Source organism: Niallia circulans NBRC 13626, from assembly GCF_001591585.1.
Taxonomy (GTDB): Bacteria; Bacillota; Bacilli; order Bacillales; family Cytobacillaceae; genus Niallia; species Niallia circulans.
Map to the genome: position 1 here is coordinate 213647 of NZ_BCVE01000001.1, position 15698 is coordinate 229344.

Genomic DNA, 15698 nt, shown 5'->3' on the forward strand with positions numbered 1-15698 from the left:
TAATTACCCCCTCTTAATCTCCACTCTCATCGATTCCTTTATATTTTCTTCCTTTATTTTCGCTAACTGATTTAATAATTCGATTTGAAAACTACCTGGACTTTCTTCGCTCGTCTTTTCAAAAGCAAGTTCTGATGCAACTCCATATGTTACTAAACCCGCTATAGAAGCTAGAAAGACATCCTCTTCTACTGCAATAAATGCACCTAAAATGGAGGAAAGTAAACAACCTGTACCTGTAACCTTAGTTAACAAGGAATGACCATTATGGATAATAGAAAGTTTCCCGTCAACAGCAACTATATCTTGTTCACCTGTTATAACAACTGGTACTTGTAATAGCTTTGCAGCTTCCATTGCGATTCCTTGGCTATTATGTTCACTGACAGAGTCTACACCTCTCATTTTTGCTTTAATTCCAGCTACATTCGCTACTTCTGCTGCATTTCCGCGAAGCAAGCTTATTTTTACTTCCTTCATAATGCGGTGTACAGATTCCGTACGATAACTAGTTGCTCCTGCACCAACAGGATCTAGAATTACGGGTGTATTAGCCTGATTTGCAGCCTTCCCAGCTATAATCATACTCTCTACTTTTTCAGCTGTTAGTGTTCCAATATTTAAGACAAGAGCATCCGCTGCTGCTGCCATTTCCGCAACTTCTTCCTTTGCATATGCCATTACTGGTGACGCTCCTAATGCTAGTAACCCATTTGCCGTAAAGTTAGTAACAACAACATTAGTAATATTGTGAACCAATGGCACATGTTTTCGAAGTTTTGTTAATATCGCCGGAATTACCATGTCAACATTTTCATTCATCTCTTAAAATCAATTCCTTTCTAAAGTTCCTTATTACTCTTAAGACTTTTATCCTTTGATAGGTAAAGTGAATCCTCCCTCACATGGAAATTCATCACCACTTTGGATAGTATTTTCTGATGTCCAGTCTTCTCAAATTCAGTTATCCTTACAATTAAGTGCTCTAGTTATAAAAGCGAAATACATTACATACATACAAAAAGCCATAACTAACTGAATTCCTAACACGGATACGAAGGAAGCGCCGTGCGATTTTTCAGCAATTATGGCAAAAATAAAAACACTACGCCTAAGCAAAGTGTTTTGATTCCATTACACCTCCCTACGCTGGCATTATCCAACAGGTTCATTCGGTCAATGGCAGACTAGCCATACTCTCAGCCTGTTTCCACAAGCCCCCGCTTTATATTTAATTGAATTCTCTTAAATTTTAACGAAAAAATAGGAATAATGCAAGAATGGCAGCCTAATAGTCTAATGCATATAAGTAATCTTCTGCTGGTGCTATCGTTTCTTCGGCCTTTTCCAGCTTAATAATAGGCATTATTTGACCTTCATATTCTTTCTTTTCCAAGGTTCCTGTTATCACATACCATTGATTACTTTGTAATTCACCAACATCTCCCTCCATCATATAACCAAACAATCCTAAATCTGCAATACAATGGGTCATAACATATCTTGCAATAACTGCTTGATTATCGGTGAAGGCTTTTTCTCGATGAATAAAACCAGTAATCATCACTTTTTTTCCTGCCATATCGTTTAAATTTGTATGAATCATGTCCATTGTCTGCAAATAATTGTCATCTTCGATTGTAATCATATCTTCTTCCCCTAAGGTCTTGAGCTGACCTTGACTAGCAGAAAAAGTTTGTCCTTGCTCAAATTGAATATTTGGAAGTATACTTTTATCAATCGACATGTCTTGTAAGGTAAAAAACAACATCAAGGGGCTAATAAATAGAAGATAGGAAAAAGTAAGCTTCAGGAAAGAGGCATTCTCATCACATACATCACAATCACAATCGGCCCCCTTTAAATTACTATTTAACAACCGGAAAAATCCAAGAAAAAACATCAATATCATCGTTATACCTAGTAATGGCACCATTTTGGGGGCAACAAGCTGTCCTACATCTCCTGTCACCAATAACTTAAAAATAAGGAGACTGAAGCCAATCAGTACAATTCCTTGCAGTTCGTTTGCTAACTGCCAGGTTGGACTCCATTTGATTTTCACCATTTTTCCTCCTTATATGTGTCATGAAAACAAAATGAATCGTGAAGCTAGCGAAAGTAAGAAGACAACTATTGTAACTATCATAATAAATACGAATACAAATTTCATGCGAAAAGAAGCCATCATGACAAATGTATTTTTAAAATCAAGGATTGGTCCAAAAACTAAAAAACCAATAATCGCTTCAGGGGTAAACATCTTGGCAAAGGAAGCTGCTACGAAAGCATCTGCCTCTGAGCAAAGTGACAGCACATACGCTAGCCCCATCATTACTGCTGTACCTTCAATTGGTGATTCCCCCGCCTGCATGATATAACTATCCTTTAAATATACCTGAGCAACACTTGCAAATACTGCTCCAATAATGAAATATTTCCCGATCGTAAAGAATTCATGACAAGTATGATGCAAAATTCCTTTCCATTTAGAATCTCCTTTGTTTTCATTAATAGGAACGGCTGCCATTAAATCTTCCCTTTGTGTTTTTAATACCTTTTGTTTCGAAAAAAAGAAATAAATAATGAGACTCACTATAATGGCTGCCAATATGCAAATGATAAAACGTCCGTATGCAATCGATAAATTATCTTGGAAGGCATAGTATGTACTGCCAAAAACGATAAAATTAAGAATTGGCGCTCCCATTAACAAGACAACACCAATATGGACAGGAATTCCTTTTTGAATTAATCTGCGAACAACTGGAATAATGGCACATTCACAGACTGGTGTAATCACTGCAGCAATTAAAGCAGCACCAATGGCCGCTATTGGGTTTTTCGGCATAATTCTAGCAATATACTCTTCTGAAATATAAATATTAATTATAGAGGAGGCGATGGCACCTAATAATAAAAACGGAAGTGCCTCAAGCAAAATCCCAAGAAATAACACAAAAATAGTTTTTATTTGATCTGGCAATGCGAAGCTCCATTGCTTTGCCACATAAAGATCCCCGAAAAAAAATAGATACATTAAAGCGATAAATAAGCAAAAGATAAAAATATCCTTCATACGAGTTGGGATAGACATAGCATACTCCTTTTCTTCCATCATTTATCCTTATATAGTTTATATCTATGCTTGTCCTATCCTATCTATGCAAAAATAGTGTATCTTATGATAGATTCGATAAGATACACAAAGAAAGTATTATAGAATTACTTTTTCAGGTAATTTTTCACCTATTAAAATGATCTCTCCTTTTCGATTAGGAAGATATTCCTTTACTTTTTGCCATTCTAGCAAACCAGAAGCATATTGAAAATGATACCAAGAATGATCATCACTATTTTTGATTGTTCCTTTAGCTCGCATTAACTTATCTTGATTATTTTTTAAGAAATCTCGTAATTCGCTTTTCGTCATAGGGGTTGTTTGAACTATTTTCATTGCTTTAATATGATGATGGTGATGATGACGCGAAATAGATTGGTCTTTGATTTTAGTACCTTCCTGTTTTTCCAAATATGCTGTTACTCCATGGCCATAGTTACTATGTAATAATGGAGCATCAGGATTTATCTTTCTAATTCGCTTTTCCACCTTTTCAACAGCAAGCTTGCTTGAAAGCTGATCGATTTTATTTAGGACTAATACTGTTCCATTCTCAATTTGCTCTTTCTGCAGCTGCCTCACTTCTTTGCTGCTTGAAAAAATACTTGTGTATTCCGTAAAATGCAAGCTGTCAATTAAACAAATACTTTCAACGATCTCAAAAGTATCTTTATATTGCTGTTCCTTGAATGTCTCCATTATTTCGGAAGGATTTGCTACTCCAGTCCCTTCTAGCAACACAATTTCAATGTTCTCTTTATGCAATGTTACAGTTAATTCATCAAGTGTTGATCTCAAATCTTCTTTGATTGAACAACAGACACATCCATTTAACAATTCATAGAGTGACTCCTCTTTAAAAAGATGTTTTTCGATATTTGTTTCCCCAAGTTCATTCAATATAATGGCATACTTTTTATTTTTCCCTTTAAAATACTCCATACAGTTTAATAGAGTTGTCGTTTTTCCGCTCCCAAGGAACCCATTTATTAAATAAACTTTGATTTTTTTCATGAAAATACCTCCCGCATATAAAGCCTAACGCTACTTTATGCAAGAGGTACTTTTCATATGACGATTAATAGGTAAATAGATGAAGATTTCGTTTGAGTTGTTCCGCCATATTCAATAAATTCTTTGCAGAACCTGAAATTTCTTCGATAGCAGCCAGCTGTTCTTCCGTTAAGGATACAACCTCTTCAGAAGAAGTCGAATTATCAGAGGCAATCTTTGCTAATTCTCCTGCTGTGATGCTTACCTCTTTTAGTGTGCTTGCCATATCATTTGAAGTTTCCGTAACTTTTTGAATATGTGGTGTCATTTCCTTCATACTATGTACAATTTCTTGAAATCTTGTATGCGATTCATCCGTTACTTCTAATCCTGCTTGAACAGCTCGTGACACCTCTGCCATTCTTTGAACTGTATTCTCAGTTGTTTTTTGTACATCTGTAATTAATTGCGAAATATTACTCGCAAATTGTCCAGACTGCTCCGCAAGTTTACGTACTTCATTCGCTACAACAGCAAACCCTTTGCCTTTCTCCCCCGCCCTTGCTGCTTCTATTGCTGCGTTTAGTGCCAGAAGATTCGTTTGTTCGGAGATAGTAGTAATGCTTTCTGTTATTTTTTCGATATGCTTAGATTGTTCTACGAGTTCTTTAATCATTTTATTTGATTCAGCAACTGTCCCATTGATTACATGCATTTGTTCCAGTGTTGCTTTTATGGAGTTCCCTCCTGCATATGCTTTTTCTATCGTGCCTGTCGAAAGATCTGAAACCTCTTTGCTAAAAACAACGATTTGATTTGTTCCTTTTAAAACAGACTTAAGACTATCGACATTATTATCCAAACCTTTAGTCTGAATTTCGGCACCACCAGCGACTTGCTGAATAGTATTGGTTACATGCTCTGATGCAATAGTCACCTCATTCGCACTTGCTGTTAACTGACCAGCACTTGCCGCTACATTCTCGGAACTTTGCTCGATATTGCTAATAAGCTCTCGTAAATTATTCTGCATCGTATGAAATGCTGCTGCCACATCGCCAATTTCATCTTTAGCGGCCATGTTAATGGCCGTTGTTAAATTACCTTTACTCACTGTAATGGCTTGTTCTTTCAATTTTTTAATTGGTTTGATAATAGAGGAAACAATCACCATCATCATGATCCCTCCAATAATAATAGAGACGGCTAATATCCCTGTTATCGCATACAAAAGACCTTTTGTATGATTGACAATTTCTGATTTTTCCATCGTTCCTGCTAACTTCCATCCAGTTAACTTATTTGTCTGAAAAACCATTTTCCGACTAATCTTGTCTGCTGAATAATCCAATGTGCCAGCTTGTCGGTCATAAAGTGTTTCATAATAGGAGGCTTTCACCACACCCCCTTGTTTTTCATCGGGATGAACAATAAACCGTTTCTTTTGATCAAGTAAGATGACATAGCCTTCTTTTCCAAATGTTATTTCACCTGCGAGTTCTGCTAAGTAATCTAAATTCATGGTTACTGCCATAACGCCTGCATTATCTGCAATCGTTTTTCCAATGGTAATAACCATCTTTTTAGAAACTGGGGAAAGATAAGGATCCATGATAACTGCTTCTCCTGGTTTATTAACAGCCGCTTTATACCAATCTCTCAACCTTGGATCCATATGATCATTATTTTCCTCCATAGACTTCTGAAAAAGCTTTCCATCATTTGTTCCAATATAGATACTAGAAACTTCAGGATGGACTTGGCTATACTGCTCAATGGTTTTCTGCAGACTTTCCGGATCTTTTTCTAATAGTTCTTTCGTCATTGTTTCTGTTAATGCTGACACATCATAAATTTTTTCAGACATTAAATTGGTTATACTCTTATCCAGCATGTTTAAATTAGTACTCGCATTGCTTATAAAATCTTTTTCCATCTGCTTGTTTGCATATAAAAAAGAAAATGCACCAATTAAGATACTCGGAATTAATAGCATTGCTAAAAAGGAAATAATAAGCTTCTTTTTTAACGGAACTCCTTTTCTTTTATGAATAAGAATTTTTTTCAACGTAATCGCCCCTCTCTTTGTATACGCATACATTCTTAAAAGAAAAAAAAGGTAATTCTTTCTGCCCTCTTATTTTACAATAGATAGGCGATGATTCCTATGTCATTTGACCTGTTTTTTATTTGTTACTCGTTAACATTTTATCCTGTCATAAATGTAATCTTTATGTTTAATTGTACGTTAATGGAAACTCTTAAAATATTGGAGGAATTCATATGAAGGATGAAACGATAAAGATTGGTATTGGTGCTGGGGAATACAGGAATAATCCTGGCTGGATTCATACTCAGGAAGATGAGCTTAACTTATTATGGACGATTCAACTTGGCTACAGTTTGTAAAATGTTCCATAGACGCTATTTTAGCGGAACATGTATGGGAGCATCTCACCTTTAAGGAAGGCGTTCAAGCAGCCTCACTTTGCTATCAATATTTGAACCCAGGAGGTTATATTCGCTGTGCTGTACCAGATGGCTTCTTTCCGGATGAATCGTATCAACGAATAGTGCAAATCGGAGGGCCAGGGCCTAAACACCATCCTGCCTTCACTCATAAGATTGTTCATAATTATCAAACATTGTCAAAAATGTTTGAATTAGCAGGATTCGAAGTACATTTATTGGAGTATTGTGATGAAGAAGGTATTTTTCATGAAAATGAATGGCACGGAAAAGATGGCGTGATTTTCAGGTCCAAAAAATATGATCCAAGAAATAACGGGGAAAAGCTTTTATTTCCTTCTCTTATACTCGATGCATGGAAAAGATAATGAAAAATTAACCAGTGCATTCCCTTATAAATATCAAGCTGGAATAAAAAGCAAATTCATCGAGAAATATCCTCTGAATTTGCTTTTCATCTTATAATCTTGCATCAATCGGATCTTCTTCCAAAGCCAATGTTGCAAGGACACATTCATGAATTCTTTCCAATGACTCGAACTGAATAAAACGATTGATACCTTCTATTCCTAAAGCCAATTCCTTTAAGGCATTACGCTGCTTCTTACCTGTTTTGCGGTCTTTTAATCGTCTTAATTGATCCTTTTCTAAATAATCCATGCCATATATAATTTGAAGATATTTCTGTCCTCTTACTTTAATGGCTGGTTGAAGTAATTTTCCCTTTGGATTTCTCGCAAGAAAATGATAAGGTTTAAAGATAACCCCTTCATGACCATCTGTCGTAATCTCTTCCCACCAGCTGACAGCTTTCTTTAATGATTCATCATCATTTACAATCAGATAATCTGTTTTCATAAAAAGACTGCTAATTGTGCTGAAATATTCGTTCTGCTCCATATGCCACTGATGTGTTTGATGAAAATAACTTTCGTTGCTATGTGCAAGGATATGAAATGGAGCGATTTTTATATCCTCTAATTGTTGAATTTCCCAACAATATTGATTGTACACTTCACTAAAACTTTGCGCATTTTGTCGCTTTTGTGCAAATTCTTCTACCCAGCCATGAACAGCCATGCCATTTTGCTGCGCACAAAGAAGCTGCTCGTAAATCTTGTCTCTATCCATCACGCTCATTTCAGCCACATGTGCGTATTGCTGAATAATTAAATCCTTTGCCTTTAAATTCCATGGAAGAATTTCAGCATCAAGCAATACCCAGTCAGTCTGATTCTCTTCAAAATAATTTACAGCTGCTAGATCATAATGAAGCTTTGTCAGAATTTCCTCTTCAAGCTCTTTAGAAAAAAAAGCTCTCCCTGTTCTTGTATAAATTGTGCCTATGCTTCTTTTCCCAACATACTTTTCTGCTGCTTCTGGATTTTTAAATAACAAAAGTATCCCTCTGCTGCCCATATGCTTTTTCTCGACAACCATTTGATCTATCCCATTATCTTTGTAGTAATGATAGGCATCGATCGGATGTTCCAGATATCCTTCGATTGTGGAAGTTTGCGGCGGAGGACTCATCGTTGGCGGTATATAGATTAACTCTTCCATGGGAATTGTAAAATGAGACACTTTGTCCATCGCTGCTTTCACATTATTTTGCGGACAGCTAATTTCTCCAAACGTATCTGTCCAAACACTATAACCATTAATAAATCGCTGAATATTCGGCAGGGCAAGCCTTGTTTCCTGCCATTTTTTCAATGGATTATCTTCTATTTGAGCATAATCCTTTTGAGCCTTAACCGATATAAATTCCCTTTCTGGATAACGAAAGGCCGTTAACTTTCCGCCAAAAACAACCCCTTGATCAATATTAATTGTATTATTCACAAAGAGCGGCTCTGGTTTCGGATCATGTCCCCAAATAATTAATTCTTTCGATAGATGATTTCGGTACCAGTCTCCACGGATCGGCTTCCCGTCTGTGTCCATACCTAATGTTTCTCCATATCTCGTAAAATCAGAAATCGTATTTGATTGTTTGCCAATATAATGATCTTTTATCCCTGCATGGGCAACAACTGCTGTTTTCACACCATTTCTTGTCAGGACATAATGGGAAGGTGAATGAAGAAGCATAGTTTTCCAATCTTCTCTTATTTTTTCTATCTGCTCCTCTGTATATGTAATGGAAAAGGAAGTAAACGCTTCTTTAATCCATTCATCCCCATGACTTAGTGTCACTTTTTTCCCATCAAGCCATCTTGCTATTTTCCAACCATGGTTACTATCAATCATATACGCAAGATTATGGTTAATGTGGGCAGAGAAAAAGAAAAGTGCTTCTGCTGATTTTGGGCCGCGGCTCATAATATCCCCTACCGAAACAAATTTCCGACCTTCTGGATGGCGATATAATCCATCATCATGTTTTATATATCCTAAACGTTCTAGCAATTCGTAACATTCATCCATACATCCATGAATATCTCCGATAATATCTAAGCCATTGTCAGCATTTAAATAGTACGAAGCTTCTACTGTTTCGATATTCACTGACTCGTCCCGATCTCTAATATAATATATTGCGTGATAGCTTTCCCTGTGGATTTTGCGGATTTCCTGACGCATTATTTCAAATTGTCTTTTTACCTTCCCTTTTCCTCTCGAATGGGTGCGCTTTTCGTCTCTTTCAAGGAGAACAGGTAAAGAGAGATCAAAAACAATCGCTACTACAGGAACATGATATTTTTTTCCAAGAATTCGATATTTTTCCCGTTCTGCCTCTTTTAAATGGGTTGCATCGATATAGCTTCGCTTATTCAATGTCGCTCTTGCACTAATCATTTTTTCCATCATTTCAAAGGCAGCTCTTGAGATTTGGCTATATTCTTCCAACAAATTGGCAGCTACTTCTTTAGGCTGATTTGTCCAGTCTAAAAAGTCAATATTACTGACTAATTTCCGAAAATGATCGGAACTAATTACTTCTTCCGCTTGCAGAAAGCCTTTGTTTATCCAATTTTCCAATGTTGTAGATTTGCCACTATTTGATGGTCCTATTAGTAAAACAATACTGTTATGGGGTATTAGAATCGTTTTCATTTATCCACCTCTTTTCTGCGAAAATATGACCATCTGTGTAGGATAGCCGTAACCTTCTACATATTCGCCTATCCCATCGATTTGCGCCTTATAATTAGCATGACTTTCCCAATACTTGGTCCATTCTTTAAACTGTTGCTGCGTCCATTCAAAGCGATGGTCGCTGTGCCTTTTTGCCTCATTCATATCATATACAGCATTGTAATCTTGATTTGGTGTTGTCACAATTACATGATAAGGCTTGTATTTTGTAAAAATGGTGTCAAATATCTTCCCTAATCGATTTTCGTCAATGTGCTCGATGACTTCACAGAGAATAAAGATATCTTTCTTTTCCAATTCACTATCATAATAAAATAAAGAGCCCCATTTAAAAGTTGGAAGAAGAAAGTCAGGCTTACCCACTAATGCCTCGATTCTTTTTTTAGCTTTTAACTGTTCTCGTTCAGAAGGTTCTACTGCGACAAGTTCTTCTATTCCCCTTATAAAGCCTAATTGGGCCGTTAACTTTCCTTCTCCAGCCCCCATATCCACAATTCGGCTATTATGCGGAAGCCCTTTTACAGTTTCTATAATTTTCTCATAACGCCACTGATTTAAGCTTTTCTTTTTTGTCAAAGGTGCTTGTTTTTCCTTTGAAGGCTTTGATTCTATTAACCTTGATTTTTCTATTAAATCTGAAAAAATAAGCGATTCCTTTATAATCTCATTTCTTTTCGGATGGAAGGAAAGCCATCCTTCTCCATATCGCTTCAGCTTATCCACTTCTTTTTCATCAATATAATAATGTTTATATTGGTCCATTACCGGAATCAGCACAAACAAATGGCGGAAACAGTCTTGAATCGTCTGATTTGCCTTCAGCGTAATAAATTTTGCTGAACTTTTTTTCGCGAATGACGCTGGTAAAAGTACCTTTCCATTTTCGATCGTAAGCTCGTATCCTAATGGTTCAAAGAGTCCTGCTAATTCATGATTGGTTAACTTGGTGGATAACGGTCCAAATGTAATTTCTAATGGAAAAGAATAGTTCACCCACTCTTTAAATTCATCTTTTGGCTTTCCATTCAATGCAGTTCCAACTGCTTTTCGTAAAACCGAGCAGAAAATACTGCTGACAGCACTTTCTCTATCATTAATATAATGCGTAATAGACGAAAAATTAGTTTGATTTTTCGTCAATTCCATATTATCTACTGTAACGAAAAATAATATATGGACTTCATGCTCCTCGTTTTTGGTAAAAACAATGCGCACTAACCCGCCCTTTTCTTTTCTTTCATATAAGTTATGGGGATTTTTAGCAATAAGATGGGAGACCATCCTAGCATGCTCGCCATATACCTTTAGACTTATTTGCATATACTCACCTCTTTTTCTCTTAAAACCATTTGAATACTATTTTACCATATTTTTCTTTACAGAATTGTGCATATTTTATCTATAATTAAATAATGACTTTTTTGAAAACAATACAGATTTTTAATAGGGGTAATTGGCTGTTTTTCATAAAAAAGAACCACTATTACGAGTGGTTGCAGAATGAGGTCAAATTCCTTAAAAATTTGAGGATATGCCTATGAACTTTTTTGTGACCGCTTCTAATAGGGATGTTGATTTCCGCTACAAATGTTAAAAAGGGTTCAGAATGAAAACATTCTGATCCCCTTTTGTCGACAAACTGGAACCTCTATCCTCGTGGTTGTCTTAAGAAGGATTTTAAGCTTCTTCTAGGCTTGCAATGTCAACTTCTGTTTGTTCTTGACTTCCGCCTACAAGATGAACAATTGCGGTTGCATCTTTTTCTTTAATATCTTCCAGCCAAACAGAAGCACCGTTATACTTTACTTCTATTTCTGCTGATGAGGAAAGTATTTGCTTTGCTCTGTTAATATCCATCATTCCACCTACTTTCTATATAAAGAAATGTTAAGTTCCCCATAGGGTTCCTTTTTTAAAATAGATCCTTTTTCATTATGTGAAAGTAGGCGGAAATCTATTCTCTCCATTTTTTTGCCTTGCTTGAAAACTATTTAAAGCTCTATTTAAGATGTTTTTCAATCACAATAAAACAGGTGCTGTCAGGAAGTTTAACCACGTTTTGAGACGAATCCATCAATTTTACTTTCGGTAATAGATGCTCTGCATAGCCATCTTGTAAATAATGGTCAAACAATAGCACTTTCCCCTTATTGCCAATCACCTTTTGAATAACATCTTTATATTCAGCAGGGGTAAAGTACCCGAACTGCTCTTGTACTTCATGCGGATAGGCCTCTTCTCCCCATGTATAAGTATATAGAAATTCCATCGCATCATTTATCGGCAATTGAACAGTGCTTTCGTTAATTTGCTCAAACTCGATCTGTCTGCCTTTAAAATCATTTACATAGCGTTTAAAAAAATCCAAGCCATTTGGCAGCTTAAATTCAATTTGTCTCCATTCTTCTTTCGGCTCGGTCATGATACCATCTCTAATAATGATTCTGCCACCTGGTTTAAGGACTTCAAATGCACTTGTCAAGCTATCCAAAATAACCTCTGGATTAAATTTCATCCCTTTATACGGAATATAAGAATACATCTCATGAAGAATCGAAGAAAATATAATGGTATCCATGCTATTCACCGCAAAAGTTTCTTTTAATTGCAGAGCATCTGCCTGTTTAACAAGCCATGTTTTCTTTTCTCTTATCTTCCTTTTTTCTAATGCCTCGATAACATTGGTAGAAATATCAATGCCGATAACAGTTGCATCGGGGTGGCAATCCGATAGAATATCTAACATAATTCCACCGCCTGCCCCTATATCCAGCAGCTTATTTCCTATTGCATAGTCAGCAATCATCTTTTTATGGTCTTCAGCATTATTCATATCAGCAAGATAGTTTTGTTCATTCTGCATTCGATCAAAGCCATCCTTTCGAAAACCAAAAAAATCATATAAAAGAATGATTGCCCGTTCATAAAGGGGTGATTTTTCTGCTTCCTGACAAAATTCAATTAATTTCTCCCCAGCCTTTGAATAAACAAATGTTACGCTAATATTTTCATTTAAAGAGTCAAGCGGAATAATCACTAATTCGACATGTTCATTTGCGCACTCTGTGCCGGCAATTAAATCATCAATCGTTTGTTCTTTCAAAAATGCCTCAATGATTCTCTTTTTGTATAAGTTAATTGTCTTTTTACCTTTATAGTCATAATAGATGTCTTTCATAAACGGTTCAAAGCTGATTTGCTTTATCGTTAATGGATCGACTTTTTGATAGATTAATAGGAAGATTTTCAAAAATTCTTCCAAGGAGAAATCATGCAGAGCAGACTCCACATACCACATATCCGTTTTATGAAAAAATAATTGAAGCAATTCAATTCTTTTCGATTCTTTTAAAAAACGACTATACTCTTCATCAAAATTTTCTCCGTTTTGGATAGCGGCTTTTCTCAGCCTCTTAATTCTTTCCTCTAATGGTAACTCTTGCTCCCTTTTCCCTTCCAAAATAGAGCTAATAACTTCTTTAACTTCCTCTTGAACTTCCTTCCATATTTGCGGTGAAACAGCTTCGATGATACATTGATTCAAGACATATAATAAACGGTACCTATCCTTTTTATCTACTACGAAGTTTTTATTCATAGATAAAATTAATGGTTCTAATTGACAATAGCGAACTTCTCCTCTTATAAATTGACCAATTAATCCATGTGTATAAATAAGTGTAAAAATAAGCTCTTCTAAAACCAACCTGCGTTCTCTATTTGCTGTCTTTCTTATTTCTTCTGCATATATTTGCGCAGAACCAATATTATGAATGCCTAATTGAAATCCCCGTTCTCTCCAATATTTACGCTGAGAAGGAGAGCCGCATTTTGCTACATCGCTCCATATTAAAACCTGTTCAATTATTTGTTTTTCAGCATTATTTAAACTTGTACAATTATCTAAGATTAATAGAGTCTTTTCCACATAGGACAAAACTGGATTGCTTTCTATTCCTTCTAACGAAGGAACTTGTTCTAAGTTTACATTCTTTTCTTTTGTTATATAAAGATATTGCAGCCATTTCTGTTGTCGCAATACCTCTTTATTTCCTTGTCTCACTTCTTGAATTGCCTGTAGAGAGGCCAGCATTTCATTTCCCTCCTGACGAAAATGATGTATACAATGTTATCACCGGACTTAAGTTAATTCTAAACAGTCTTATTATCATTTACAAAGCTTAATACTGTCTCTTTAAACGCATCTTGATTCTCTATGTATGGATGATGCCCGCCATTAATATAGTGAACGACCGCATCTTTACATGGAAAAGTTAAATGATGGTTTGGTCCAACAGCGTGATCAGATGTACCAGCTATAATTAAAGTCGTTTTTTTTATTTCTTTCATAAGTTCTGTAAAATCGTGATAATATTCTTTTAAGGAGAAAACCTTCTTTTGGAAATAGGGGTCAGTTCTTAATTCCTTATCTATCCTATCTACTTCTTTTTTCTTGTCTATATCGGTATATTGAAAATGATCGTAACTTCCGTTCTCGATTAATTTAAAAAGAATCGAATAGAATAATTCTATATAATCCTCCTGTGGGTCAGACGGGAAGATATTTCGTTGTTCTTGTAAAATTTCAAGTCCTCTATTTATTTGATACTCAAACGATTCATACATATTCAGTGTTACATTGACTAATATTAGCCCAATGGTATGTTCCGGAAATCGAGCAGCATAGTTAACTGCAAGAATGCCGCCAAAGGAATGCCCCATAATATACCATTTATTAATTCCTAGCGAAATTCTTAATTCTTCTAAATCCATGATTAATCTATTTAATGAATAATCCTGAGATAGGCAATGTTCAGATCGGCCGCATCCCCGCTAATCTAAATATATCATTTGCAAATCTTTTTCTAAAAGCCCATGGGCAAATAGCTGGAAAGGTTTGCTCCAATATCCTGGACCTCCATGCAGATAAAGGCATGGATCTCCGTTTCCACTCATTTCATAATATACTTGTAAGCCATCACTTGTTTTTACATACATGATTGTCTTCTCCTTTTACAGCAAATTACCTTATGAAGTCTCAATAAAAAGGTGCTAACAAATTAAAACATAGACCTTTATACCATTTAGTTTCATGATGCTTGCTTCAATGATTTTTCCTTAATAAAAATTCCGTTACCATTTTACTAAACCATTCTGGACTTTCATTATGAGGCGTATGCCCACACTGCTCTATTATTTGAATTTCTCCTTGTCGAACATTCTTATCAAAAAAATCTATTTGCTTTTCACAGGTTACTGGATCATATTCACCTACTATTTAAAAGACTTGGTACTTGTATCTTCTTTAATAGTGGTAAAACAGATTCGAAGATCTTGCCTTCATTCCTTAATCTTGCAAAATGGATTTCAGACTTATCATAAAAACGATCCCATTGTTCGTCTGTATAAATACTTGTTTCTAGATTAATAGAATGCAAACTATATATTTCCATTCGTTTTTCTTGCAAATAAGAGCTTAGCTGCAAATAGCCTTCTACCAATTCTTTTGGTGACACAGCTTTAGCAATTAAACGATTGACTTTCTTCTGTAATGGCATCATATTATATCTTGCAAATAAGCTAGCCGTTCTTTTTAATAAGGATTTTGCTGTTAATTCGAAATCAAATGTAGGACACTCAAAAATTAACTTTTCGATAGCATATGGATAGCGATTTGCATATAGGACGGCTAAATATCCACCGAAAGAATGCCCTATAATCGACCATTTAGAAATACCTAGTTGGACACGTAGTTCTTCACAATCTTCTATTAAATGGTTTATTCCAAAAGACTCCTTCTTAAAAATTTCTTCAGAGCGACATACTCCTCTCTGATCTATAACAACTAAACGAAAAAAATTGTTTAGACGATGTGTTTGATTCATGGAAAAGTCAAAACACCCTTCACCTGGGCCGCCATGCAAATATAGAATAGCTTTTCCTGTGATTTTCCCATGCGTCTCCACATATAATTCTTTACTATTAATGTTCAAGTAGTTTACTGCCATCGATT

General features: G+C 35.6%; 10 protein-coding genes and 3 pseudogenes. 1 reads left to right on the plus strand and 12 read right to left on the minus strand.

Translation table 11 applies throughout. The annotated features are described in order from the left end of the window. Window positions 1–3 precede the first annotated feature (3 nt). The 5 genes from thiM to BCI01S_RS01165 all read right to left on the minus strand — a co-directional run bounded on the left by thiM (window position 4) and on the right by BCI01S_RS01165 (window position 6182). Window positions 4–822, minus strand: a complete 819-nt coding sequence (gene thiM, locus BCI01S_RS01145) for a hydroxyethylthiazole kinase (RefSeq protein WP_047940572.1) — start codon at window positions 820–822, stop codon at window positions 4–6. A 466-nt stretch (window positions 823–1288) separates the two neighbouring features. Further along, a complete protein-coding gene (locus BCI01S_RS01150) occupies window positions 1289–2068 on the minus strand; it encodes a TIGR03943 family putative permease subunit (RefSeq protein ID WP_061796268.1) in 780 nt (259 codons plus the stop codon). Window positions 2069–2086: 18 nt separating this feature from the next. Beyond that, window positions 2087–3010, minus strand: coding sequence for a permease (locus BCI01S_RS01155; protein WP_161798382.1), 924 nt, complete (start codon window positions 3008–3010; stop codon window positions 2087–2089). A gap of 207 nt (window positions 3011–3217) precedes the next feature. Beyond that, window positions 3218–4135: a CobW family GTP-binding protein gene (locus tag BCI01S_RS01160; protein WP_061796272.1), complete on the minus strand. Its 918-nt coding sequence runs from the start codon at window positions 4133–4135 to the stop codon at window positions 3218–3220. Window positions 4136–4199: 64 nt separating this feature from the next. Further along, window positions 4200–6182, minus strand: coding sequence for a methyl-accepting chemotaxis protein (locus BCI01S_RS01165; RefSeq protein WP_061796274.1), 1983 nt, complete (start codon window positions 6180–6182; stop codon window positions 4200–4202). A gap of 215 nt (window positions 6183–6397) precedes the next feature. On the opposite strand from BCI01S_RS01165, the pseudogene BCI01S_RS01170 reads away from it, so the two are divergent. Next, a pseudogene (locus BCI01S_RS01170) lies at window positions 6398–6951 on the plus strand (class I SAM-dependent methyltransferase). A gap of 91 nt (window positions 6952–7042) precedes the next feature. On the opposite strand, the gene BCI01S_RS01175 reads toward BCI01S_RS01170, so the two are convergent. The 7 genes and pseudogenes from BCI01S_RS01175 to BCI01S_RS01200 form a co-directional block, all read right to left on the minus strand. After that, window positions 7043–9643, minus strand: a complete 2601-nt coding sequence (locus BCI01S_RS01175; RefSeq protein WP_061796276.1) for a polynucleotide kinase-phosphatase — start codon at window positions 9641–9643, stop codon at window positions 7043–7045. Further along, complete coding sequence (locus BCI01S_RS01180) at window positions 9644–11005, minus strand: 3' terminal RNA ribose 2'-O-methyltransferase Hen1 (RefSeq protein ID WP_061796278.1); 1362 nt, start codon at window positions 11003–11005, stop codon at window positions 9644–9646. Between the two features lie 357 nt (window positions 11006–11362). Next, window positions 11363–11545, minus strand: coding sequence for an H-type small acid-soluble spore protein (locus tag BCI01S_RS01185; RefSeq protein ID WP_371000768.1), 183 nt, complete (start codon window positions 11543–11545; stop codon window positions 11363–11365). Between the two features lie 139 nt (window positions 11546–11684). Continuing rightward, window positions 11685–13778: a class I SAM-dependent methyltransferase gene (locus BCI01S_RS01190; protein ID WP_061796282.1), complete on the minus strand. Its 2094-nt coding sequence runs from the start codon at window positions 13776–13778 to the stop codon at window positions 11685–11687. A 59-nt stretch (window positions 13779–13837) separates the two neighbouring features. Next, a pseudogene (locus BCI01S_RS01195) lies at window positions 13838–14506 on the minus strand (alpha/beta fold hydrolase); the annotation flags it as partial. A gap of 12 nt (window positions 14507–14518) precedes the next feature. After that, window positions 14519–14683, minus strand: a complete 165-nt coding sequence (locus tag BCI01S_RS25120; RefSeq protein WP_156485377.1) for a hypothetical protein — start codon at window positions 14681–14683, stop codon at window positions 14519–14521. Between the two features lie 106 nt (window positions 14684–14789). Further along, window positions 14790–15693 (minus strand): annotated as a pseudogene (locus BCI01S_RS01200) (alpha/beta fold hydrolase). Window positions 15694–15698: the final 5 nt, after the last annotated feature.

Excerpts from the sequence above, each read along its gene's own strand:
- thiM (WP_047940572.1), bottom strand. The coding sequence starts at position 822 with ATGAATGAAAATGTTGACATGGTAATTCCGGCGATATTAACAAAACTT.
- BCI01S_RS01150 (WP_061796268.1), bottom strand. The coding sequence starts at position 2,068 with ATGGTGAAAATCAAATGGAGTCCAACCTGGCAGTTAGCAAACGAACTG.
- BCI01S_RS01160 (WP_061796272.1), bottom strand. The coding sequence starts at position 4,135 with ATGAAAAAAATCAAAGTTTATTTAATAAATGGGTTCCTTGGGAGCGGA.
- BCI01S_RS01175 (WP_061796276.1), bottom strand. The coding sequence starts at position 9,643 with ATGAAAACGATTCTAATACCCCATAACAGTATTGTTTTACTAATAGGA.
- BCI01S_RS01180 (WP_061796278.1), bottom strand. The coding sequence starts at position 11,005 with ATGCAAATAAGTCTAAAGGTATATGGCGAGCATGCTAGGATGGTCTCC.
- BCI01S_RS01185 (WP_371000768.1), bottom strand. The coding sequence starts at position 11,545 with ATGATGGATATTAACAGAGCAAAGCAAATACTTTCCTCATCAGCAGAA.
- BCI01S_RS01190 (WP_061796282.1), bottom strand. The coding sequence starts at position 13,778 with ATGCTGGCCTCTCTACAGGCAATTCAAGAAGTGAGACAAGGAAATAAA.
- BCI01S_RS25120 (WP_156485377.1), bottom strand. The coding sequence starts at position 14,683 with ATGTATGTAAAAACAAGTGATGGCTTACAAGTATATTATGAAATGAGT.